Annotated in this window: 19 protein-coding genes and 1 pseudogene; 13 read left to right on the forward strand and 7 right to left on the reverse strand. The window is 39.8% G+C overall.

Features of this window, described 5'->3' with window-relative positions; translation table 11 throughout:
* Window positions 1–225 precede the first annotated feature (225 nt).
* From VP97_RS15740 to VP97_RS15750, 3 genes are all read left to right on the forward strand, one after another.
* On the forward strand, window positions 226–759 hold the full coding sequence (locus VP97_RS15740) for an RNA polymerase sigma factor (RefSeq protein WP_050182877.1): 534 nt from the start codon (window positions 226–228) through the stop codon (window positions 757–759).
* Window positions 746–1,873 carry a DUF4179 domain-containing protein gene (locus VP97_RS15745; protein WP_050182878.1) on the forward strand — a complete coding sequence of 376 codons (1,128 nt, stop codon included), beginning with the start codon at window positions 746–748 and terminating at the stop codon, window positions 1,871–1,873. The genes VP97_RS15740 and VP97_RS15745 overlap by 14 nt, the downstream gene beginning before the upstream one ends.
* Before the next feature lie 108 nt (window positions 1,874–1,981).
* Window positions 1,982–2,392 carry a GNAT family N-acetyltransferase gene (locus VP97_RS15750; protein WP_245629907.1) on the forward strand — a complete coding sequence of 137 codons (411 nt, stop codon included), beginning with the start codon at window positions 1,982–1,984 and terminating at the stop codon, window positions 2,390–2,392.
* Window positions 2,393–2,786: 394 nt separating this feature from the next.
* Here VP97_RS15750 and ahpF read toward each other — a convergent pair whose 3' ends face one another.
* The 3 genes from ahpF to VP97_RS15765 form a co-directional block, all read right to left on the reverse strand.
* Window positions 2,787–4,316, reverse strand: a complete 1,530-nt coding sequence (gene ahpF, locus VP97_RS15755) for an alkyl hydroperoxide reductase subunit F (protein ID WP_050182880.1) — start codon at window positions 4,314–4,316, stop codon at window positions 2,787–2,789.
* A gap of 12 nt (window positions 4,317–4,328) precedes the next feature.
* Entirely contained in the window at window positions 4,329–4,892 is a 564-nt protein-coding gene (ahpC, locus tag VP97_RS15760; protein WP_050182882.1) for an alkyl hydroperoxide reductase subunit C, read from the reverse strand.
* Between the two features lie 780 nt (window positions 4,893–5,672).
* The gene (locus VP97_RS15765) at window positions 5,673–6,248 is read right to left on the reverse strand and encodes a TetR/AcrR family transcriptional regulator (protein ID WP_245629908.1); all 576 of its coding nucleotides are present in this window, start codon (window positions 6,246–6,248) and stop codon (window positions 5,673–5,675) included.
* A 543-nt stretch (window positions 6,249–6,791) separates the two neighbouring features.
* Here VP97_RS15765 and VP97_RS15770 point away from each other — a divergent pair.
* The gene (locus VP97_RS15770; protein WP_050182918.1) at window positions 6,792–8,987 is read left to right on the forward strand and encodes an MMPL family transporter; all 2,196 of its coding nucleotides are present in this window, start codon (window positions 6,792–6,794) and stop codon (window positions 8,985–8,987) included.
* A gap of 641 nt (window positions 8,988–9,628) precedes the next feature.
* Entirely contained in the window at window positions 9,629–10,240 is a 612-nt protein-coding gene (locus VP97_RS15775; protein WP_050182883.1) for an RsfA family transcriptional regulator, read from the forward strand.
* Window positions 10,241–10,340: 100 nt separating this feature from the next.
* Here the strand turns inward: VP97_RS15775 and VP97_RS15780 are convergent, their stop codons facing one another.
* Entirely contained in the window at window positions 10,341–11,669 is a 1,329-nt protein-coding gene (locus VP97_RS15780; RefSeq protein ID WP_050182884.1) for a 6-phospho-beta-glucosidase, read from the reverse strand.
* Between the two features lie 408 nt (window positions 11,670–12,077).
* On the opposite strand from VP97_RS15780, the gene VP97_RS15785 reads away from it, so the two are divergent.
* The 8 genes and pseudogenes from VP97_RS15785 (at window position 12,078) to VP97_RS15825 (ending at window position 21,219) form a co-directional block, all read left to right on the forward strand.
* A complete protein-coding gene (locus VP97_RS15785) occupies window positions 12,078–12,806 on the forward strand; it encodes a MurR/RpiR family transcriptional regulator (RefSeq protein ID WP_050182885.1) in 729 nt (242 codons plus the stop codon).
* 1,095 nt (window positions 12,807–13,901) lie between these two features.
* Complete coding sequence (locus tag VP97_RS15790) at window positions 13,902–14,117, forward strand: hypothetical protein (RefSeq protein ID WP_050182886.1); 216 nt, start codon at window positions 13,902–13,904, stop codon at window positions 14,115–14,117.
* Between the two features lie 101 nt (window positions 14,118–14,218).
* The gene (locus tag VP97_RS15795; RefSeq protein ID WP_050182887.1) at window positions 14,219–15,535 is read left to right on the forward strand and encodes a hypothetical protein; all 1,317 of its coding nucleotides are present in this window, start codon (window positions 14,219–14,221) and stop codon (window positions 15,533–15,535) included.
* Between the two features lie 357 nt (window positions 15,536–15,892).
* Window positions 15,893–16,861 (forward strand): annotated as a pseudogene (locus VP97_RS15800) (glycoside hydrolase family 88/105 protein); the annotation flags it as partial.
* Between the two features lie 28 nt (window positions 16,862–16,889).
* Window positions 16,890–18,188 (forward strand): Gfo/Idh/MocA family protein, encoded by a 1,299-nt coding sequence (locus VP97_RS15805; protein WP_050182889.1) that lies wholly within the window; start codon window positions 16,890–16,892, stop codon window positions 18,186–18,188.
* A 149-nt stretch (window positions 18,189–18,337) separates the two neighbouring features.
* Complete coding sequence (locus VP97_RS15810) at window positions 18,338–18,859, forward strand: YesL family protein (protein WP_245629911.1); 522 nt, start codon at window positions 18,338–18,340, stop codon at window positions 18,857–18,859.
* An 818-nt stretch (window positions 18,860–19,677) separates the two neighbouring features.
* The gene (locus VP97_RS15820; protein WP_050182894.1) at window positions 19,678–20,382 is read left to right on the forward strand and encodes a DUF421 domain-containing protein; all 705 of its coding nucleotides are present in this window, start codon (window positions 19,678–19,680) and stop codon (window positions 20,380–20,382) included.
* 276 nt (window positions 20,383–20,658) lie between these two features.
* On the forward strand, window positions 20,659–21,219 hold the full coding sequence (locus VP97_RS15825) for a hypothetical protein (RefSeq protein WP_050182895.1): 561 nt from the start codon (window positions 20,659–20,661) through the stop codon (window positions 21,217–21,219).
* A 296-nt stretch (window positions 21,220–21,515) separates the two neighbouring features.
* Here VP97_RS15825 and VP97_RS15830 read toward each other — a convergent pair whose 3' ends face one another.
* The 3 genes from VP97_RS15830 to VP97_RS24265 form a co-directional block, all read right to left on the reverse strand.
* A complete protein-coding gene (locus tag VP97_RS15830; protein ID WP_050182897.1) occupies window positions 21,516–21,737 on the reverse strand; it encodes a hypothetical protein in 222 nt (73 codons plus the stop codon).
* 544 nt (window positions 21,738–22,281) lie between these two features.
* Window positions 22,282–22,860 (reverse strand): DUF6434 domain-containing protein, encoded by a 579-nt coding sequence (locus tag VP97_RS15835; RefSeq protein ID WP_050182899.1) that lies wholly within the window; start codon window positions 22,858–22,860, stop codon window positions 22,282–22,284.
* Between the two features lie 338 nt (window positions 22,861–23,198).
* A complete protein-coding gene (locus VP97_RS24265; protein ID WP_172656789.1) occupies window positions 23,199–23,357 on the reverse strand; it encodes a hypothetical protein in 159 nt (52 codons plus the stop codon).
* Between the last annotated feature and the right edge of the window lie 397 nt (window positions 23,358–23,754).

Here is a 23,754-nt window from a genome sequence, read left to right on the forward strand (position 1 = left end):
GCATGTTAGTATGCAGGCTTTTATTTTTTAAAGCTTTTAGTAATAGTATGGCATTCGTACGGCTGCATATTTCAGTCGAATGAAACGGGCAATGGAAAATAATATCAGACAAACATTCACTTTATTTATTTCTGAACCAGATACGATAAAAATTTTGTGACCGAGAGCTGTTCCGGTCAGTCTAATTAATGTATTGAAAAAATGAAGAGAAGGTAGTGGAGAAGGGTGGATATCGCAAAAGAAGTAACAAAAGCGAAACGCGGTGATCGGGAAGCTTTTGTTCGACTGGTTAAACATATAGAGAGCTCCTTGCACAACACGGCGCGATCCATTGTGAAGAAAGAGGAAGATGTAGCGGATGCCCTGCAGGAAACGATCTTAAAGGCATTTAAGTCTCTGGATAGCCTACGGGAGCCGACTTTTTTTAAGACATGGATATTTAGAATTTTGATTAATGAATGCCGTTCGATTTTAGCGAAACGCTCCCGGATAGTTCCAGTATCGGATATCCCTGCCGCATCGTCTGTCTCAAAGGACTACGAAAATGTAGAGTTAAGAGAGCTTGTCGACGGGCTCGATGAGCAGCAGCGCATTGTTGTTGTGCTTTATTATTTTGAAGATATGCCGTTAAGACAGGTTGCAGAAACATTAAACGTATCGGAGAGTGCGATTAAAATGCGGCTTAACAGAGCACGGAATGCGTTGATGGGAAAAATGAAACTAGTTCAAGAAGGGAAGATGGATTATGGATCACTTTAAACTAGAAGATCAATTGAAAAAAGTGCAACAAAAAGAAGAGAAGCCGATGTCGCCTCTTGTCCGGTCTCGTCTGGATGAAACCTATGATTTTATATTGGAAACGGGGAATGAAGGCAGCAAGACAGCACCATGTTCATGGATGTGCCGCCCGGCTTCTCTTACAGCAGCGGCTGGATTACTGGGTGTGAGTATTTTTGCCTCCGGCTTTGTCTCACCTGCAATGGCTGATTCAATAAAACAAATTCCATTGGTAGGCAGCATTTTCAGTTCAATTGAAGCTGACTTAGGCTTGCAGTCAGCAGGAGATTTGGAACTCACCTCTAATGTAAATAGCCATGTTTCTTATCAAGACATCCAGTTTAAAGTGACCGAAACCGTCTATGATGGAACGCGTGCTGCATTTGTAGTAAATGTATCAGCTCCAAGCTTAAAAGAAGGTATGCTTGATACAGGAGAAGGCCAAGTAGAACTAAGCAACTCGATTGATTCGTTGGTCGCTGAGATCAATGGTCAAAGGTCCGATGAAGCGGATGCTCCGGTTCAAGGTGTATCCTATTGGTCTGCAGGAGAGGCAAATCCAAATATGCTCGTCTTCGAGATGACAAGTGAAGCGGAAAACCCACTTCCAGAAACGTTCAATGCGGCTGTATATGTTCGGCTGACTGGGGTCGACCACGAGTTTAAGCTGGATGTTCCCTTGCAAAAATCCGTAAAAAATGTTATCAGCCTGCAAAAACCGAACAGTGAGTCAAACGGAGAGATGATATTCTCCGTGTCGGAGCTCAGTCTGACACCAGTAACGATCCGTATAAGGTTTACATTAGGAATGGACAAAAATGAAAAATTGACAAAGGAAGAATCCAATCAGTTACTTTATAGTAAAGTGGCAGTGTTTGATGATAAAGGCAATTTACTGCCGGGTTTATCAGGGGAAGCAGAGGCCGATGGCAAGACGATAACATGGGATTATCGGTTTGGCACTACACAATCGAAGCCTGAATATTTAATTCTGAAACCTTTTGTTCAAGAGGATGGAGATTTTCCGAGATCTATTCGGGATCACCAATATATAGAGGGACTTGAAATGAAAGTGAACCTTTCTGCTCAAAAGTAATTCTATACCATATAAAAGCAGCCTTTTTCTCTTATTGAATAGTCTTTAGGAAAAAGCATCAATATGAGATAAGGACTGTTTAACAACGAATTTAGATGTAATGATGTTTTGATCATAAAAATAAATTCAATAATTCTCCAGCCTTCTGTAAGAGTGTTGTTATCCTATGAAACTTCTATTAGGAAGGTTGAGGAGGTATATGGTAAGTACATTGATTTTTCCGATCAACAACTTTTTGGGCTTGTGAAAGGGAATAATATAATCGGTTGTATCGGAGTGGAAATAAACCTTAAAATAGGTGAAATAAAACATATCGCCGTTTTTTCTGAAGAGAGAGGTAATGGTGTAGGGAGTATAATGATTCATTTTTTGTGTGAGAGATTTCTACTAACAGACATTGTTGCCGAAACTGGTAGAGATGCAGTGGAATTCTACAGGAAAGTCGGTTTTAAAATAACTGCATTAGGTGAAAAGTATGCTGGAGTTGAAAGATTTCTATGTGAATTTAAACCAAAATAAATGCCAAATTCAAAGACCGAAATCCCCCTTTATTAAAAGAGGGTATTTCGGTTCGTCTTTTCTATAAATATCGTAATTTTAATTGAAACATCGTTATATTTTAAAATTACATATGAGATCAGCGGGAAGAAACCGGATTTTCCTAGAGGAATAGCATGCGGCGTCGAGGGCTGTTAACCAAATATGACCCATTTTCAAAATAAGGGAAGGGCCTTCTCATATTCCTCTTCAATACTTCATACAGCAAACTTTCTGATAAATATAATAGCTGTCCCTCTATTATTTAATAATGATAAAAGTAAGAGCAGGGCAAAAGAAAAAAGCCGCTGTACTGCTTAATTGGCAGCAGAGCGGCTTTCGTATTGGGAAAGGAAATCTCGTACACTTCCGTTCCTTAATTTCGGATAAGGTAATCGAATGCACCTAAAGAGGCAGTGGCACCTGATCCCATTGAAATAATGATCTGCTTATAAGCGCTGTCTGTACAGTCGCCTGCAGCAAATACACCAGGGACATTTGTTGCGCCGTGTTTATCGACTACGATTTCACCCATGCGAGTGCGTTCAACCGTATCACCTAGCCAGTCAGTGTTCGGTACAAGTCCAATTTGAACGAATACACCTTCCAGATCGATGTGGTGAACTTCTTCCGTTTCACGGTCGATGTAAGAAATACCGTTCACTTTGTCAGTACCGGTAATTTCTTTTGTTTGCACGTTCTTGAGGACCGTAACGTTAGGCAGGCTGTACAGACGATCTTGAAGTACAGTATCAGCCTTCAGCTCTGGCATAAATTCAAGAACGGTTACATGCTTCACGATACCTGCCAAGTCAATGGCTGCCTCAATACCGGAGTTGCCGCCGCCGATAACAGCTACGTGTTTTCCAGTAAATAATGGACCATCACAGTGAGGGCAGTAGGCTACACCTTTATTCTTGAACTCCGCTTCGCCTGGTACGCCAACGTTACGCCAGCGGGCACCTGTTGAAAGGATGACCGTTTTACTTTTTAAAACTGCACCGTTTTCAAGTTCAAGCTCGATCAGGTCTTTCTTTTCTAAGCGCTTGGCACGCTGTAGGTTCATGACATCAATGTCGTATTCTTTCACGTGTTCTTCAAGGCTCGCGGCAAGCTTAGGACCTTCTGTGTATTTCACACTGATGAAGTTCTCAATACCCATTGTGTCCATAATCTGACCGCCAAAGCGTTCGGCAACAAGACCTGTACGAATGCCTTTACGTGCTGCGTAAACAGCCGCACTAGCACCCGCTGGTCCACCGCCAACAACAAGCACATCGAATGGCTCTTTGCCTTCAAATTCTGAGGCGTCCGGAGCACTTCCCACTTTAGCAAGAATTTCTTCAAGAGTCATACGGCCGCTGCCGAACGATTCTCCATTTAGGAATACCGTTGGCACAGCCATGATGCCTTTGCTTTCCACTTCTTCCTTGAAGGCTGCTCCATCAATCATCGTGTGCGAAATACCAGGGTTTAAAATACTCATCAAGTTCAAAGCCTGCACAACATCAGGGCAGTTGTGGCAAGTTAAGCTGATGTAAGATTCAAAATGATATTCACCTTGAATGTTTTTCACCTGGTCAATAGTGCTCTGGTCAACTTTCGGCGCTCTTCCGCTCACTTGCAGGAGAGCCAGTACCAGCGAAGTAAATTCGTGGCCTAGTGGGATACCGGCAAAAGTGACGCCGGTATCTTCGCCGATACGGTTAACGCTAAAGCTTGGCGTTTTCGGCAGTTCTGTTTTCTCTACTTTAATGTGAGAAGACATAGTAGCCAATTCATCCACTAATGCCAGCATATCCTTTGATACGTCATCGGATCCTGCGCTCACTTTTAGGAGCACATCGCCTTCCATCATTTCAAGATATTGGGCCAATTGTGCTTTGATATCTGCGTCTAGTATCATCAGTTAAGCTCCTTAGATTTTGCCTACAAGGTCAAGGCTTGGCTTAAGTGTTGCAGCACCTTCCTGCCATTTAGCCGGGCAAACTTCACCTGGATTGTTGCGAACGTATTGTGCTGCTTTGATTTTGTTTACGATTGTGCTTGCATCACGGCCGATTCCGCCTGCATTGATTTCAACAGTTTGGATAACCCCGTCTGGATCGATGATGAACGTACCGCGGTCAGCTAGACCTTCTTCTTCGTCTAATACATCAAAGATACGAGAGATTTTTTGTGAAGGGTCACCGATCATAATGTATTCGATTTTGCCAATTGTTTCTGAATTGTCATGCCATGCTTTGTGTGTGAAGTGTGTGTCAGTTGAAACAGAGTAAACTTCTACGCCAAGGTCTTTAAGTGTTGCATATTCGTTTTGCAGGTCTTCAAGCTCAGTAGGACATACGAATGTGAAATCTGCAGGGTAGAAGCAAACAACACTCCATTGACCTTTGAAGTTTTGTTCAGAAACATCAATAAATTCACCTTTTTGGAAAGCTTTTGCTGCGAATGGTTGTACTTCTTTTCCGATTAGAGACATAATAAAATTCCTCCTATGTAGTGGTTGTAGGATTATAGCCAGCCTGTTCAATCCACATTGTGACTGTGTCAGGTAACTATAATAATTCTAATTCAACATTAATTATTATATAGGACTTGTTTTTTTGTCAAGGAAAATGTATGGATTAAATTTCTTTTTTCTTTTATGAAACGTATCCAAAAACACCCGCGTAAGGCGCGGATCTAAAAATAACTGGAGAAAATTGATTCAGAAAACCTATAGCAGCAGAGTGTTGTGAGCGCTTTCTAGCATGCTGAGGAAATAAGGATATAGATTTTCAATAGCATATTGTCTTTCTCAATTATTTGTTTTTTATTCTTTCTATGTTGCCGTTGCAGACTGTAATATATGCATGAAAAATATGTGAAATTAGTCATCGTGCGAGTCATTGGGTCGCTTTATTTTTGCTGCTATTTTCATTCTTAAACGGAATATCTGAAATAAACCACCCTGGTTAGAAAAGAACCCGGTAAGCGGGCAGGAGCGATGGAAGAAACCGGGTTAAAGATCCATCAATATAAGAAGGTTTTATAATGGGAAATTCTGCTGCTTCTGGGTTCATATAAGCTGTAATGGTTGTTCTTGGTGATTCATTTTGTTATCGATTTTTCATAGTCAGGTACAAAAAATTTCCCTGGCGCCAATGAACATCAAACCGTCTCCGTAATCCTCCCGGGTTTCAAAAATTGGAAAGTCGTAAGGGTATTTCGTAAGAATATTTACTCGCATATTTTTGGCGCAAAAATGAATTTGAATACTTTACTTATTATTCAGCCGCTCAGCCACTGAATCCTTTGTTTTAACTGGAAGTATCTCATATATTTTTGCAGCCACTGATTTGGGAGATTCTTTTGACCCTTCTTTAATCCAGTCTGTAATGATATTAAATATACCACCTGCCAGGAATAAAACTTGCGCTCTGCTTATGTGATTGCTAAGAGCAGGATCGGATTGAGAAATTGCTTCCACTGCATAGTTGAAATAATCCAACAGTACTCCTGACATATTTGAATCTATTAGTTTTTTTAACACTGTACGTGCAGGGACAACTCCTTCTACAGCATATTCAATCATAAGCTGGAGATCTTCGTGAGGATTTAAATCAGCAATCTTTTCTAGAAAGTGTTCAACATTTGCTTGAACAGATGCATTCATCACATCGTGAATAGTGTGATAGTACTTATAGAATGTGACTCTGGCAACTCCAGCCCTTTTGCAAATGTCTGTTACGGTTATATCCTCAAAGTTGTGATCATGCAGCATCTGGGTCACTGCTTCCATGATATATTTCTGGGAATATATACTATCCTGTCTGGATTTTCTCAAAGCTAACACATCCCTTCATTTTGTTCGTTTTACGTTCAGATTATCACATAATACTTGAAAGAGAAAAATTCATCTTTATACTTACAAATGTAAGTACAATTGTTAGTGATAATAACCCTGCCATTCTAAAAAACAATTGCATACTTGTCAACTTGCAGTACCTTCTTAGCTTCCTGCTGGTGACCTACTGTAAAAGTCATTTTCTAAATTTCAAATAAGGGGGATATGAGGAAAGAAGTTACAAGAGATACGATTGATAAGCAATTTCGATTAAAGAGCTGGTTTTAAATTCTGTTGAAAATAGATATAAGGAAGAGCAGCCTTCGTGCAAAAGGGATGGCTTGAAGAAGAATATCCTTACGAATAAGTTAATTCATTACTAATCAATAAACCTGAAATGACTTAACTGAATGGAAAAAATGTACAATTAAGATTCTTGAACAAGAAGCTATGATATGCAGGTCGTTCGGAACTCCCTTACCCTTTCTGCTTCTCGGCAGTTAAATGATAAGGACATAAAAAATTTACAATATTAATTTGGAGGAGATTCAAATAGCAAAGTATCTTTATCAGTTAGGACAATGGGCAGCAAAGCATAGGAAAAAAGTGGTTTTCAGCACGCTGGGAATTCTGATCGCATTAGCAGTCCTTGCCGTGAATATGGGTTCCTCGTTTAATGAGGATTTGACTATTCCCAATACACCGGCAGACCGTGCAGGCGAAGTCATTAGTGAAGAGTTTGAGCAGGCAGGAAGCCAGGGGGCAAAAGTACAAATCGTATTTAAAGCGCTAGAAAATGAAACGCTGGAATCAGCAGAAGTACAGCAATCAATCACAGATGCTTTAAATGAAATCAGCAAAGATTCGGATGTTGCATCCGTAGCAACGCCCATGCAGCTTATGAATATAAGCGAAGACAGGAAGACCGGTTACGCAGAAGTTACGTTCAAGGTCAAAGCGGAAGAGGTTACGGAAAATTCCAGGAATGCGATTTTGGATCAAATTGAAACAACAAGAGATGCAGGCATTCAAACAGAGGTAAGAGGAGATAATATTGCGTTCTCAGAATCACCGGCCCATCTTGCCGAGGCAGCTGGAATCGTGATTGCCTTCTTTGTACTGGCTGTTACCTTTGCATCATTTATCGCAGCCGGACTGCCGATTCTAACGGCCGTTCTAGGATTAGGCATTGGTCTGATCGGGATTGTTATCGGAACCAATTTTATCGATATCCAGTCCGTCTCCATTTCCCTGGCAGCTATGTTGGGGCTGGCAGTGGGAATCGATTATGCTTTATTTATCATGTCGCGGTTTAAAGAGCAGCTTGCCAAAGGATATTCCGTTCAGCAATCGATCGCAATCGCAAATGGAACAGCCGGAAGCGCCGTCGTGTTTGCGGGCATCACGGTTGTCATTGGGCTCTTAGGGCTCGCTGTTGCACAGATTCCGTTTTTAACCATGATGGGGATTACCGCAGCCATCAGCATTTTAACAGCTGTTTTAGTATCCATCATCGTATTGCCAGCGATTTTAGGAATGATTGGCCATAAAATTGGGCCATCAAAAGAAAATGAATTCCTGCAAAAACTGACAGGCATGGATAAGAAGAAAGAAGGCTCCAATAAATGGGGCAAATTCGTTACAAAACGCCCTTTGGTCGTTTCTATCGCTGCAATTGCACTGCTCGCAGTTATTACAATCCCTTTTTTCCATATGAACCTCGGGCTGCCTTCTGATGGAACTGCAAAGTCAACGGAAACAACGGAAAGAAGAGCCTATGATTTGCTGGCAGACGCATACGGAGAAGGATTTAACGCCTCTTTGGTTGTGGCAGCAAAAGTAGAAGAAGCAACAAGTGAAACGCCGCAGACAGTCAATGAGATTGCAAAAGAATTGAGCGAGCTGCCTGGTGTTCAAAGTGTTACACCAGCTTTTCCTGGACCTTCTGGAGAATTGTATGTGATGAATGTTATACCGGAAACAGGACCGGATGATACAGAGACGAAGGGCCTTGTAAAGACGATTAGAGAAAAATCGGACCAGACGGAAAAAGTAAGCCAGATTGAACTAATGGTAACAGGTACAACAGCGATGAATATTGATATTTCACAAAAGTTAAATGATGCCCTGCCAATTTTCGCTTCTCTTGTAGTAGGGCTTGCCTATGTCCTGCTGGTCCTCGTATTTAGATCTTTATTGATCCCATTAAAAGCCGTATTGGGCTTCCTGCTTTCCCTGGGTGCTACGATGGGATTTGTTGTTTTTGTCGTGCAGGATGGAAACTTGCTTGAACTCTTTGGTTTTCCGGCTTCAGGTCCTATCTTAGCGTTCCTGCCTGTGATCTTGATCGGAATATTATTCGGGCTGGCAATGGATTATGAAATCTTTCTGGTCAGCAAGATGCGTGAAGTATATGTCCATACAGGAGATCCTGATAAAGCCATTTTAGATGGAATGCGGGACAGCGGCAGAGTAGTGACAGCAGCAGGATTAATTATGATGGCTGTATTTATCGGCTTTATGATGACACCTGATGCGATGATTAAAGTAATGGGGATGGCCCTTGCATTCGGTGTGCTCTTTGATGCATTTGTCGTCAGAATGACCATTGTTCCTGCCGTTATGAAGTTGATGGGAAAATCAGCATGGTATTTGCCAAAATGGCTGGATAACATTCTGCCAAACATAGACGTTGAGGGAGAAACGATTATGAATCATATTGAAAATAGCAGTAAAAAAACGGGCTGACGTGAATAAAGAAATGTGAGTAAACTCTTAATTAAATAAAGGTAAAAATCCGCTATTCCATAAAGGAAAGCGGATTTTTTTAGTTAGGGGCTGTTTGATGGAAACAGCTCATTAAAATGATCAATGTAAATCTGCCCAAAACAACAATAGCTGGTATCAAGAAGAACTCTTCTCATACCGTTTATATTTAAATGAAAAGGGGCCAACCTCGAAAGCAGCCTTATCTTAAGTGTATCTGGCTGTTTAGATCATACAGCTTTTAGTCGAGCTGATTGGAGTTTATGGCCAAACCCTACACTGCCTGCTCAAAAATATCGATAAAGGAATGGCGTAGTCTTTCTTTATATCCTCAAATTAAACCTTCTCGTTAGCAGGGAGGTGACTATCTGTGAACTCTCTGGAGCAAACTTCTGGTTTGCAAGCTTATATGACTTTTTAAGTTTTTTGGTAGAAAAGCGTCAATTCCTTCTTCTTTATAACACGTTGCATAGCTATCCTTCTTCTTTTACTTCTCATCATAATTAAGAACCTTGCGGAATATTTAATTTATGCAGGATATAAATTTTTCAACAACTGTATAAAAAGGGACAAGCAGGGCTATCTTATGGAAAAGATCATATGAATAGGGGAGGAAAGACTCTATGAAAGTAAGACAAGATGCCTGGTCAGAGGACAATGACTTATTGCTTGCAGAAACGGTGTTACGCCATGTGCGCGAGGGAAGTACACAGTTAAAGGCATTTGAGGAAGTAGGAGATATCCTGAACAGAACAGCTGCAGCATGCGGCTTTCGCTGGAACGCGGTGATTCGAAGTCAGTACGAAAAAGCATTGGGTCTTGCACGTAAACAAAGAAAGCAGCATTTTCGCCATCTTCAAAAGAAAGAAAGCACCCGAAATCTTCATGTGGTTCTGGACAACGATCCTGCAGACCAAATCATTATAGAGGATACAAGTCCATCTTTGCTTACGATGAGAGATATTATTGCTTTCCTGAAAAATATGGATGCTTCACAAGCTGATTATGAAAGCCTTCGACAAGAGCTGGATACGGTAAAACGTGAAAAAGCAGCGATAGAAGTGAAATACGCAGAACTAGAAAAAAGAGCTGTTATGATGAAAGAGGACTATGAAGAGATCGTCAAGATTATGAACCGGGCGCGAAAAATGGTTATATTCGAAGAAGAAATTTCAAAAACACCTTTGTCGCAGCAGGTAGAGAGCAGTCAGGAACCAGAAAAAATAGCCGAGTAGAAAAAGTACAGTCCTGCCACTGTACTTTTTTTAATATACAGCTTGAAGATCATGTAATAAACCCAGGCCAGCTATGACCAGCCTGAGTTTAGACAAGAGATTACGCTTCTACCTTCTGAAAGAATTGTGGAAGGTGCTCTTTGTGCGCTTCAAGCATTTCATCAACAATCTCTTTTGCGATCGTATCTGTCGGTGTTAAAGGATTAATGGTTAGCGCCAATACTGCTTTTTCATAGTCACCTGTAACAGCTGCCTCCGCTGCTATACGCTCAAAGGATTTAATTTGCTGCACTAAACCGCTGACGGCTACTGGAAGTTCTCCCATTACAATAGGCTTTGGACCGTCTTTCGTAATAATACAGCTTACCTCAACAGCAGAATCGTCTGGAATGCCTGCAATAGCACCGTTATTGCGCGTATTCACTGGCTGGATGTCTTTTTTATCTGTATAAATAGAAGTGATCAAACGAACAGCTGCATCTGAATAATAAGCACCACCCCGTTTTTCAAGCTGAGGCGGCTTGATGTCAAGCTGAGGATCTTTGTACAGTTCGAACAGTTCTTGTTCTAGCTTTTGTACCACTTCTGCCCGTGTACCTTCTTCTTTTGCATTTTTTTCATCTTTTTCGATCATGTCTTTCGTTTTGTAATAATACATGTGATAAGGGCATGTTAAGACATTCAATGATCGTATAAATTCAGGCTCCCAGCCAAGACCTTCAATGTTTTTCACAAAGCTGCTGTTATTTGGGTCTGTTAAAAGCTCAATGACTTTGTTTTTAACACTCTCTCCATCAACAAATACATCAAGTCCATATACCATATGATTTAAACCGGCAAAGTTAATACGAATGCGCGAGTGGTCAACATCAAGTAATTTTGCAATACCCATTTCCATTCCGATCGGTACGTTGCATAAGCCAACCACTTTTTTGATGTTTGAGTAACGCAGGACGGCTTCCGTCACCATACCAGCTGGATTTGTAAAGTTAATCAGCCAGGCATTCGGGCAAAGTTTCTCCATGTCATTGCAAATATCTAAAATGACCGGAATCGTCCGAAGGCCTTTGAACAAGCCGCCAGGTCCATTCGTTTCCTGGCCAAGTACACCATATTTCAGTGGAATGCGTTCGTCTTTTGCCCTCGCATCAAGCAGCCCTACACGGAATTGTGTTGTGACAAAATCGGCATCCTTTAGGGCTGCTTCGCGATCTAATGTTAAGTGGACTTCAATAGGCAGACCGGCTTTTTCAATCATACGCTTTGCAAGTGTGCCGACAATTTCGAGCTTTTCTTTTCCTGCTTCTATATCCACGAGCCATAGTTCACGCACAGGCAGTTCATCGTATCTTTTAATAAATCCTTCAACCAGTTCAGGGGTATAGCTGGACCCGCCGCCAATTGTGGTAATTTTAATTCCTTTTGTCATCTCTTGCACCTCCCGATTTAATACGTTTATCGTAGCTTGATCCATGCAAGCGGTAAAGGTGTTCAAGCAATTGCGTTTTTTATTCCGGGAGAAGGTGATTGTTACATATAAAAAACATCCTGTTACATAAATAACGATAAAAGTTTTTTAATGCTTCTGCGGCCTTTAAAAAGCAGCGATCAAATCACAGAAACGGCAGTGAAAAGATCAATTCTAAATCAGCTTTTCATAAAAAAATAGCAGAATAATAATTGGATAAGGAAAAATATACAGCTAGCTTGAATAAGAAATAAAGAAAGAAGAATGAAATGGGGTGTCAGCAGCCACTTCCATCTGGAAGTAGAAAATCAAAAATGAACCCTTTTTCATGTTATAATTTTTTAAAGTTTACGCGGTGGAGGGATGAGGTTGTTTACCCATGAACACATTGTATCATTCAATGAATTAGAAACGATTATCTATCAATATATTACAGCCCACAGCGAGCAAGTCGTTCATATGCGTGTTCGTGATCTTGCTGACGCAGCGCATGTTTCGCCTTCGACTATTTTACGTTTCTGTCGAAAAGTAGACTGTGAAGGGTTTGCTGAATTAAAAGCTAAGTTAAAAATCAGTATGGAGGCGCGCGAAAAAAAGAGCCTGAATAATGCGCATTCCACTTTTGCCGAATTTGCAGAAAAAACATTTGAAGGCCGGTTTGATTCAGCCATTAAAGAGGTTTCTCGGCTGGCTGCTTCGTCCAAAAGCATGATTTTTGCAGGCAGTGGAAGCTCAGGCATCCTGGCCCAATACGGTTCACATTACTTTTCCGGCCTTGGCAAGTTTTCTACTTATATAAATGATCCTTTTTTTCCTGTATATGATGATTTGCGGGACACCGTGACGATTGCGCTATCGGTAAGCGGTGAAAACAAGCACACTGTAAATTTAGTTAGAAAGCTGAAAAAAGAGGGCAGCCGTATTGTCAGCATTACCAATCATAAGCATTGTACGCTGGCTAAAATATCTGAAATTAATATTGCCTACTATATTACCGAAGAGCGTCATCATTATACAAACATCACAACGCAATTGCCTGTACTTTATTTAATGGAATCTATTGCTAAAAATATGTATTCTCTTTCGAATTCAAGATAAAAACCTGACTTTTATAACAAAAGATAAATAAGAAAAATCGGATAACAGATGTTATGTTGAAGGAACCGAAAAAGCTGGCGGTTTCTGGGAAGTAATTTCCGCTGACATTTCAATAAAAATCAGTCTTACAAGAAAAGAATATAGCGCTTAAAGTGTCAGGAGGCATTTTTGCAGAACCAGTAATTCAGCCGGGTCTGGTTCTGCTGTATTCATGAAGAATTCGAATGTTCAAGCAAGATCTAACAGATTTTACTGAAAGAATACTTTTGTTCAATGTAGAAAGGGCGTAGCCTAAAAATAAGTTGACAAAAAGTTTATCAATGTACAGGAAGCCTGTAGTAAAGCAGCCAGGCTCTTTCTCTGTGTTTGAATCTTTTTTCAACAGGAGCCGGAGAAATGGAAAAAAGTTTTTAAATAACTAATATTTCTAAATTTTCATATTGTTTAAAGTTTAGCGTGGTGATATAATCAAGTCCATAAAAGCGCTTGCTTATATGCCGAGTTGTTAAAAAGAAATCAAACGGGCCGCTGCAGTGTGACACTATCAACTAGCAGACGGAGGTGAAGGCAAAAGCCGGTACAAGCATAGTCTAAAATAAAGTAAGCCATGAACAGGAAATGACATTATACTGGTTACTTCTTAGTTTTTATAAGCGGTAACAAATAACAGAAAAAGTATTTATATAAAATCGATTCACCAATGATAAAAGGTATGAAAACCAATTGGTGTAAAAGAAACGAAAGCAAAATACGGAACCTGAAATGGGTTCTTTTTGTTTAAGAAGCATACACAATAATGTTAACGTGAACATAACGGTAAAATAATTTTAAAAAAGCAAAAATATTTTTCTTATTTTGAATGAAGAGAACTACAAAAATTTGTAAATATGTAGTCGGCATTATGGATCAAAACACAAGGTGAAGAGATGAAAAAATCATCAATGGAGTAATAAATGAGATATTGTTCACGTTAACATTTGTATGACAGATACAGGTTCGCCTGGTGAGTGACATGAAATTATTCCCAAAAATGATGAGTGGGCTTTCTGTGGAGAAGGCTTAACAGGAGGAGCAAAAGCAGGCAGGTATCATATATTGACTGCTTCAAACCAGAGAGAACCTATTGAGGTGCTGGGAGGAGACAATACAACAAACGCAAAAAAGGATACTCCTAAAATTATTTATGTTAAAGGTGCAACCGCCTTGAATGATGAAGAAAGCGATAAGCCTGTTACTGCCGACCATTATGCTGATCCGGAATATGGTTTTCAGTTTTGCTTAGTCACTTATTCACCCTATAATTGGGGCTGAGATGCTGAAGTGACAGACCCGATGAAAGAAGCGCGAGCACGGGAATGAAACCATCGTGTTTGCTTTTCCACATCTAGTACAGTGATAGGAGGAACAGACACTTGCAAAACACCGGCAGACCATTTTCTCTTGTACACATGCTCACTTTTTTTATTCCTTTAGGGTTTTCAGCGAGTTTAACATCGATTACTCATTTAATTATAAACGGAACGTTGGGCAGGGCTGACCATGCCGAAATTGTCATTGCCAGCTATGCCATAGCGCTTTCCTTATTCGGCATCATTGAACGCCCCGTTCTGGTTTTTCGCCAGACCTGTTCAGCACTCGTTAAATCTGAAACTTCCTTCAAGACTCTAAGTTCTATTTTTATTCAAGTCACACTCTTGATTTTTATCGTTTGTGCGCTAATAGGATATACACCGATTGGAAGCTTTACATTTGTACATTTATTTAATGCCGACGAAGAAATGGTTGCATCTGTTACGTCTACATTTAGAGTGATCACATTTGTGATTTTTTTCTCCGGCCTCCGCTGTTTATATCAGGGTGTGATAATCAATCACTTTGAGACAAAATGGGTTACGATTGGCGTAATCGCTAGGCTTGGGGGCATGTTTTTAGTTGCTTACTATTTTATTTGGTCGGACCAGATTAATCACAGCATTGTTGGAGCAATTATTTTTTTAACAGGCATGGCCATTGAGTGCTTAATCAGTGTTTGGAGAGGGCACCACATTATTAAAAGTGAGATGTCAGAGGAAGAACCGGTACTAGCAAAAAAAGAAGTTTACAGGTTTTATACGCCTCTTGTTTTTTACTTATCTTTTCAAACAGTGATTATTCCAGTTGTTTATGCGTTTCTTGGAAGCGTTGAGGATGCCCGCTTAGGAATTGCGTCTTTTGCAATGGCTCTCAGTATTACAAACCTGGTTCTCAGCTTTTTTATGTATACGCATCAAATTGTCCTGCAATTTTTTGAGAAAAACAGAAAGGAAGTCATTAAATGTGTGGCCGTCTTCAGCTTTATACCGTCATTTTTACTGGCTGTCCTTTGCTACACTCCGGTTGGTATCAGGTTTATGGTAAATGTTATGGGTACAGATCTGGCTTTAGCAGAATCTTCACTGACAGTATTACAGTTTTTTATTATAAAAACATTCCTGTTTCCATGGGTTGACTTTTTTGGCGGTGTGCTTATGCTGAACAAAAATACAAAGAGCATGGTAAAGCCCCAGGTCTACAATTTAATTGCTGTGACGATCAGTATTTTTCTGCTTGTCCAGTTAGCTCCGCATTTAAATGGCAGCGTTGGTGCAATGGCAGCTTCATTTGGGGAATTGATAGGTCTTCTTATTGTGATGAAGGTTGTTTATAATTTAAATAAAAGAAAAGTCGATAATCCTCAAACAGTTACTTAATCATCAAAAGGAAAAGGGGGTGTTAACCGTTCAGCAGTTTTTGCGTCCTTTAACGTTAAATGCATTTGCTGCTTACATAAACTAATTTAGCTTCTCGGAAAGGACACTTCATGAAGAAGATTAAAAGCGCTTACAATAATTCGAGTATTCGGGATAAGTTTTTTGCGGCGACCATTTTTCTCGTTTCTATTTTTTGTTTAATAAGCATTTTAATTGTCAGCTGTGTGATTGATTTGTATGAAAAAAAATATATCAGGAATCTGGAGAAGTTTTGCATTTATCCTCTACTATTTTAAATCAGGAGCTGAAGAAGATTGAAAATATTTCTTTCCAAATCAGCACTGACACCAGGGTGTATTTTTGTACAGTATGCTAAAGCTTTCTGAAAAAACAGCGGATGAAAAATACTTGCCTTATATTCAGGCATATGTGGACAGTATAATCGATCAGCATGGAAATTTTCTTTTCGATCGAAAAGAGCTTGATTCGATTCAAGCAGGACTTTTGTTATTTAAGCTGGATGAACTTACGGGTGATAAACGCTATAAAAAAGCGGCAGACAAACTAATCAGCATGTTTCCGGCGTTAAATCAGACATCTGATGGAGGCTACTGGCATAAAGACCGCTATCCATATCAAATGTGGCTGGATGGCTTATATATGGGTGGTGTTTTTGCTCTCCACTATGGAAGAAAATATGGAGATACATCCCTGTTGAATATGGTGCTTGAACAGGAACGCTTAATGAGGAAGCATACAAGAGATACGGTTACCGGCCTGCTGTACCATGCATGGGACGAAAGCCGAAATATGCCATGGTCTGATCCTGTAACAGGAAAATCACCTGAATTCTGGGGGAGAGCCATTGGATGGTACGGGATGGCTCTGCTCGAAATATTAGAATTTTTACCTGGAGATCATTCTAACCGCGAGGAGCTGGAGCAAGTAGTACGGGAGCTGGTGCAGGGCCTTGTGTCATTCCAGGATCAAGAGACAGGATTATGGTATCAAGTAGTGGACAAAGGAGACCATTCGGGAAACTGGCTGGAAACGTCTTCTTCCTGTCTTTTCGTTTATATTATTATGAAAGCAGTTAAAGACGGTATTCTGAATAAAAATTTTATCGAGAGTGCGAAAAAAGGATACGAAGGCTTACTTGAAGTGGTCAAGTATACAGAAGAGGGACTATTTGTCCTGCCTGACATTTGCATAGGAACAGGTGTAGGGGATTTTGAGCACTATATTAATCGACCTAAAACAGATAACGACCTGCATGGTATAGGAGCATTTGTGCTCGCTTCCGTAGAAATGAGCGATTATTTATAAAATATAGGCAGAAAAAGGAGTGATCTAAATGCGCAAATATGCCGTCTGCGGCGTTAGTAAACGTGCAATTGGAATGTTTATCCAGCCTTTGATTGAAAATTTCTCAGAAGCCGGTCAGCTTGTCGGTTTGTTGGATACGGATGCAAAGCGCTTTTCAGTTTGTAAGGAGCAGTATCCTCAAACAGCTGGGGTTCCAGAATACCGAGAAGACCAGTTTGATAAAATGGTCACAGAAGCCCGACCAGATGTTGTGATTGTGACAGGAAGAGATGATACACATGTACACTATATTTTAAAAGCACTTGCGCATGGCCTGGATGTGATTACTGAAAAACCAATGGCTACCACAGCTGAAGACTGCAGAAGAATAATGGATGCCGAGAAAACGAGCAAAGGGAAAGTGACAGTAACATTCAACTATCGTTACAGCCCGTACCACACAAAAATTAAAGAACTGATTTTGTCAGGGAAAATTGGTCGGGTTACCTCTGTTGATTTGAATTGGTACATCGATACGTACCACGGGTCGAGTTATTTTCAAAGATGGAATCGATTAAGAGAGTTTTCAGGAGGTCTTTCCATTCATAAAAGCTCTCATCATTTTGATTTAGTGAACTGGTGGGTTGATCAAAAGCCTGTAGAAGTTTTTGCATTTGGAGCTTTGAATTACTATGGCGCTGACAGTGTGCTCAATCCGAAGAGTAAGCCGGAAGACGGCTACTATTGCGGAACATGCACGGTTAGAAATAGATGCTCCTATTACACAAGGTGGAACGCTAGAAGCAAAAATGTCACGGTAAAAGACGACCATATAGACTTAAATACGAAAAGTACTGAAGCCTATACAAACTATCGCCCGGACCAATGTGTTTTTGATAAAGAAATCCAAATCGAAGATACGTATACAGCCACGGTTAAATACGATAAAGGAGCGCTTTTAAGCTACTCAATCAATTTTTCTTTGCCGTACGAAGGCTATCGGTTAGCGATAAACGGAACAAAAGGACGAATTGAAACAACCGAATATCACGAGCCGTCAAGGATACCGTTTCCGTTCCCAGAACAAACCATTGATTTTTATCCGCTGTTTGGATCAAAGGAAACGATCCACGTTGTAAAGCGGGAAGGAGGACATGGCGGCGGCGATCCCGTTCTTCAAGAAGACTTATTCCTCGGAGTCGATGAGACCCGTCCATATCCGATTTTGTCAGGCAGTTCGGATGGCGCTTATGCGATCGCTACAGGAGAAGCGGTCTGGAAGTCAGCAAAGGAAAATCGGCCTATTCAAATTGAACAATTACTGGGTCAGACACTGCCGACTTCTTAAAAAATGACCGCAGTAAACACAGGAGGAGAGCAGGCCATGGATTCATTTATACGGGGAACGTACACGCTTTGTGTGTGGGTATCCCATTTCGTTTATTTAAATATTTTATGGATTGTATTTTCTCTATTAGGGGAGTCGTACTTGGCGTGATGCCAAGTACACTGGCTCTTTTTACCATTTCCAGGAAATTTATCATTGGGGAAGACGATATTCCTGTTTTTCAAACATTTTGGAAAACGTACCGAAACGAATTTTTAAAAGGAAATGCGCTAGGACTCATTTTATTGCTGGGCGGTGCTTTATGGTACGCCGACTTCACTTACTTTAAAAACGCTGCAGGAACTTTTTCACCTGTTTTCCATTCTTTAATGATCGTGGTTGGCTTTGTTTATTTGGTTATCCTGCTTTATGTTTTTCCTGTTTATGTTCACTATGACAAAAAGTTTTTTCAATATTTCAAGCAAGCGGCAGTTATCGGGCTACTTCAGCCGGCCAGCTTGTTTCTTATGCTTGTCTGCACATTGCTGAATGTCTGTTTCCTGCTTTATTTCCAGGGGTTCATCCCACTCATTAGTGTTAGTTTAATTTGTTATGTAAATATGTGGATTGCTTTAAAAAGCTTTCAGCATATTGAAAATAAAAGCTTGAAAACAACCAATAAGTGGACATGAAAAGATGATGATTAAAAAGAAAGTCACAATATTCTATTATAGTACTTACATAACAGCTTTCGCCGCACTACCAGGAATAATTATAAAAATCTCCGCCTGCAGTTGAAAAATGAGGAGGGAGCCGATTTTTAAACTATTATTTCGTGATTCTGTACCTGCTCTTAGTATGCTGCTATCTTTAAAATCAGCTATTTAAACTTTTTATGTGTAAAACATGATTATACAGCTATATGACATTCATATTTTAATAGCTCGAAACCATGTCTGCAGCCAGGTATTCTTATCTGGCTGTTTTTTTATACGATAGTACCGGCATGTGATTACGTTAAGAATAAGGACAGGCCTTTGAAAAAATCCTGAGTATATATACTGAAGGAAGTGCTGAATGTGATATTAATAAAAAGGTACTCACTGCCGATGAATAATCGTCCAAACAAAGAGGTGGATATCAATCAAAGAATTAGTATAACCAGGAGAAGGCTGTCCGCATGTCTGCAGGCAGCTTTTTGGTTGCAAAACAAAAAGAAGGATACGCATTTTAAACCAAAGAACGCCGCTTTAAACATTAATTTGTCTTTCATTCTGTTTAAAGTCTTTTTTTAAAGAGGGCGGATCGACTTCGGCTTTTGTTTATAGATGAAAAGGTATGGAGATGATGAATAAAGGTGAACTCAAAACTACGTAAACCAATAAAAGAACGAAACGAACGCAGCCAAAAGAGGGAAAGCGGTTTGTATCATGCCATCAACATAATGTATAAATGAATCCGAACTTTAATAATCCAATAAGAAATTGTTTGAAGGGAGCTTCTGTTAACTATGCCGATTCTAGAATTGCTGCTAAGGCTTATGCTGGCTTTTTTAGTGCTGCTTGCTTTAACAAGAATTATGGGAAGAAAAGAAATCGCCCAAATGACGTTTGTGAACTTTATTTCGGCGATTGTCCTTGGAACGCTCGGGGCTGCCCTGGCAATAGACCCTTCCCTTAGTCTCCTCAATGGACTAACCGCTTTAATTAGCTGGAGTGCATTTACCGTTTTGCTCGGCTACTTAGACATCAAATCAAAAAAGGTTCGAAAGATCATAACAGGCCAGCCGGTTATTTTAATCAAAAATGGAAAGATCATGGAAAGCGCTCTTCGCAAAGTCCGTGTAGATATGGAATCCTTGAGTTCCTTGTTACGAAAAAAAGATGTGTTTGCCATCTCGGATGTGGACTATGCGATTTTTGAAACAGACGGCAGTCTTTCTGTCATGAAGAAAACAGCAAAACAGCCTGTGACGAAAAAAGATCTCAATATACCGGAAGGTCCTTACACTTTTCCAATGCCTGCAGCGGTTATATCAGATGGGATAGTAAATAGCCGGAATCTCGAGAAGCTAAAACTAGATCTACAATGGCTAGATCAGCAATTACAGGCCGCAAATATCTGGTCCCTGTCAGATGTCTTTTACGCGGAAGTGCAGCAGGATGGATCTTTATACATTGATCAAAGAAGAGATGACTCTGCTGTCCAGCGATAACGAGGTGACAATACTTAAATATAAGAAAAATGAAAAAGACAGCCTTCAAACTCTTTTTGAAAGCTGTCTTTCATTTATTTGAATTAAATTGTATCTTGCTAGAAATACAAGCTTAACTCACCAAAAAAACATCAAATAGCATTTCATAAGCAGGTGGAAGAAAGAGTAATTGCATCCCAGCATATAAATAAGAAGGCTGCCGCATATAAAAAGCGTAAGTAGGAAGAAAAAACTAGCGGAAAGCTTTCAAATAAACCATTTCGAGGAGGAAGCGGCATGAGAGAAGGAGATTGGGTCTGTGTCCGGTTTGGCTTTCACACATATTTTGGCTATGCAAACGAAGTGTATGATGGTCAAGACACGTTTCAAATGTGCATTTTAAAACGGGTCGACGGAAACGGTAGTCAGCATTTTCATCAGGGGCAATACAAAATGCTATATCAATCGCAAGCTGAACGGATCGAAGCTGAGTATTCAGCGGATGATTATGCTGCTTTGATCGACCTTGCCTTACTAACTCGTGACCGTGACTGGTTTAATGAATTGGTTGAGAGGGCTTTTTTCAAGAAAGAAGAACCTCTTGATAAGCAAAAGTATTACATGATTCTCCAGGGGATGCGAAAAATAAACAAGATGATGGCTGCCGGCTTTAGAACTCTTGGACAAGCCTTCAGAGATGCTTTTGATTTTATCAAGGGGAGCTGTATAGAAGTGATTGAGGAAATAAAGTTCTATAAAGATAAATGCGCAGAACATGTAAAACAGCTGAATGAATACAGTAAGAGCTGGCGGATCAACTCTCATACTGGGGAACAAAGTCAGGTGCTGGCTGAATAACTAGATGGAATTTGTGACTGGCAGGTCAGGGTGGAATAAATGCGATCAAGCTGATGAAAAAATCAATTCGTTTATAAGAAAATAAGCCGTGACACATGATATTAATGTGCGTTTCTATCCAACAGCCTGTCAGGTCAATCTGCAGGCTTAATCAAGTATCAAACTATAAGTAATCGATTGTTATCAATAAATCATAAATTATATAAAAGGAAAAAGCCGGGATCTATGACCCCGGCTTTTTTGGGCAAAATCATGAAGTGGGTAAAAAGCTTTTTTTCACAGTTTTATTTAGTTCTTTACATAAAAGAAGCAGCTGAAAATTGGCTTTTAAAATGAAGAGCTTTGGATTTATGAAAATATTGCAATTCAGCATACCGATAATATTGCTGATGATCATGTGCGTTAGCCATCTTTAACCGCTCATAATGCAATTCCAGAGCGGCATGCTTTAAAAAATTTTGCTGGGCATGCCGAATCGTATCGAATAGGTCGTTGGGCGTCTGCTGTTCGTGTTCCATAAGCGTAAAACTCCTTTTTGCTTTTAGTGTATGTGTGAGAAAGCGTTCGGGTATCGGTGCGTGGATCTGCAGTTTAAAAAATGATACTGCTCAAAAAACTTGTTCCCTTCAATACTGGTCTGTCATTGCGCATAGAGAAAGCGATATAAAAGGTTATTTAATACAAAATAAGGGAGGCGGCTATGGGAATTTTAAATTCATTAACCTTAATTTTGATAACTTTAAAATTGCTAGGGGTAATTGACTGGAACTGGTGGATTGTGCTGCTGCCATCTATTATTCGATATGCGGGTATGTTATTTGGGTTGTATTAGATGTTTTTGTTATTAATAAAAACCATCCCAAAAAGGGAATGGCCATGTGGTTCGTACGGCTTCAATATAGTCATTGAGAAAGCTGTTAATAAGTAAAAAATGCAATTAAACAATAAAAACAGCCGGAGAAGGCTCCGCTGCAGGTGATAAAGGAGTAGTAGAGTATTTTAAATGATCCAGTCAAATAATGAGCGGAAAAAGCTCCCATTTTTCTTTTTGATGCTTTTACATTAAGTGGCTGTACTTTCAGGGTTATATTTATTGCTTCCCGGGAGTTTTTTAATAACGTTCCATGTGTGAATGGCCTCTTCCCGGCTTTTACCCTGATTATTTGGATCAGCGAAAAAGTCCCGCATAAACTGATTATATTCAAACTGGGGCGCAATTTCTTTTTTATATGAAGGATCTTTTAACCGCTGCTGCTCTTCATACCAGGCGTCTACAACATCATTATAGGTTTTACCAGCGTTCTCTTTAAAATAATTTTGTATGTATGTAGAAAAATGAAAATGGGGGATGACTGATTCGAAAAAAGCCCTCACTGCCTGGCTGCAGCGGTGGTGTTCAACGATGACTGTTTTTAGACTTAGCTCACCTTGTATGGCTTTAACCGAACCTCTTTTTGGTTTTCTTAAAGGCTTTTGAATTTTCCCTGTTTCAAGAAAAACAACAATTCTGCTAGAGATTTCCTGTTTAGAACCCGAAGCACTCATACCATTTTCTCTGCAGAATATTTGTAACTCCTCCTTTAGCCAATAGTAAGAACAAAAATCTTTCGCAGCTAACTGTGTTGTTAAAGCAGGTCTCAATTTCGCTCACCTTTTCTATTTTTTCCTAATTATAACACAAAAAAGAACATTTGTTTCTTTGGTTGACCAACCATGTTGTTAAATTGTTTGATAATCTGTCGGAGAAAGGTTAGAAATCTTGAGAAGGAAACGGTTTCTGTTAGAAAATGGTTCTATTTGTAGACAGGAGCTTATATCTTAGCGTCCATCTTTTAATATAGGGGTATTAAAAGTAACGTTGTTCATTCAACGTAGGGACCTGCTTGAAGGGGGGAATATGAAAAGGACGTTGTTCAAAATCAAAACCCGCACTAAATAGGCGGGGGTGAAAAATAACAAGATCGTGAACTTTAGAAATATTAATCATTTTCTTCTTCGTGTTCTTCATGATTTTGCTGCTGCTGCTCAGAAGGTTCTTCTGTTGGATCAGGTTCATTATCATCACTTCCATTACAAGCTGAAAGCAATCCTAACGACAAAAAAGCAGATATAACAGGGAATAAGAATTTTTTCTGCATCCGTTTTTCCTCCTTTTCAATCATTTAATCCAGTTTATTATTTGCATTGAACGAAAAGTTATTCTTTTGCCAGATCATTTTCTTTATGTAACCTGTTTTTTTACTTGCCCTCTGATAGAAAAAAGCAAAAAAAGAACCGAGGAATCAAATATCCTTCGGTCAAAAAGCTAAATAAGCTTTAAATAGGGGGTCAGTACTGTAGTAGTATAGGGATACCACCAGTATCAAGGAAATAAACTTTCCTTGATAAAGAGCTGAAGCTATATAAAGGGAAAGAGGGCCTTTTACTTGAAAGACGCCTTTTCCAGTGAACAATTAATATCAACAATGCTGTTGAGCATATCCAAAAAACGAACTATCAAAATCAACATAGAACGATAAAAAAACAGCGGGGCAG

This window comes from Domibacillus robiginosus, from assembly GCF_000966195.1.
Classification (GTDB): domain Bacteria; phylum Bacillota; class Bacilli; order Bacillales; family Domibacillaceae; genus Domibacillus; species Domibacillus robiginosus.

What these genes read in the sequence shown, in the direction of transcription:
- VP97_RS15830 (WP_050182897.1), bottom strand. Translation starts at nt 21,737, where the DNA reads ATGGAACACGAACAGCAGACGCCCAACGACCTATTCGATACGATTCGG.
- ahpF (WP_050182880.1), bottom strand. Translation starts at nt 4,316, where the DNA reads ATGATACTAGACGCAGATATCAAAGCACAATTGGCCCAATATCTTGAA.
- VP97_RS15825 (WP_050182895.1), top strand. Translation starts at nt 20,659, where the DNA reads ATGAGAGAAGGAGATTGGGTCTGTGTCCGGTTTGGCTTTCACACATAT.
- VP97_RS15780 (WP_050182884.1), bottom strand. Translation starts at nt 11,669, where the DNA reads ATGACAAAAGGAATTAAAATTACCACAATTGGCGGCGGGTCCAGCTAT.
- VP97_RS15820 (WP_050182894.1), top strand. Translation starts at nt 19,678, where the DNA reads ATGCCGATTCTAGAATTGCTGCTAAGGCTTATGCTGGCTTTTTTAGTG.
- VP97_RS15805 (WP_050182889.1), top strand. Translation starts at nt 16,890, where the DNA reads ATGCGCAAATATGCCGTCTGCGGCGTTAGTAAACGTGCAATTGGAATG.
- ahpC (WP_050182882.1), bottom strand. Translation starts at nt 4,892, where the DNA reads ATGTCTCTAATCGGAAAAGAAGTACAACCATTCGCAGCAAAAGCTTTC.
- VP97_RS15775 (WP_050182883.1), top strand. Translation starts at nt 9,629, where the DNA reads ATGAAAGTAAGACAAGATGCCTGGTCAGAGGACAATGACTTATTGCTT.
- VP97_RS24265 (WP_172656789.1), bottom strand. Translation starts at nt 23,357, where the DNA reads ATGCAGAAAAAATTCTTATTCCCTGTTATATCTGCTTTTTTGTCGTTA.
- VP97_RS15810 (WP_245629911.1), top strand. Translation starts at nt 18,338, where the DNA reads ATGCCAAGTACACTGGCTCTTTTTACCATTTCCAGGAAATTTATCATT.
- VP97_RS15745 (WP_050182878.1), top strand. Translation starts at nt 746, where the DNA reads ATGGATCACTTTAAACTAGAAGATCAATTGAAAAAAGTGCAACAAAAA.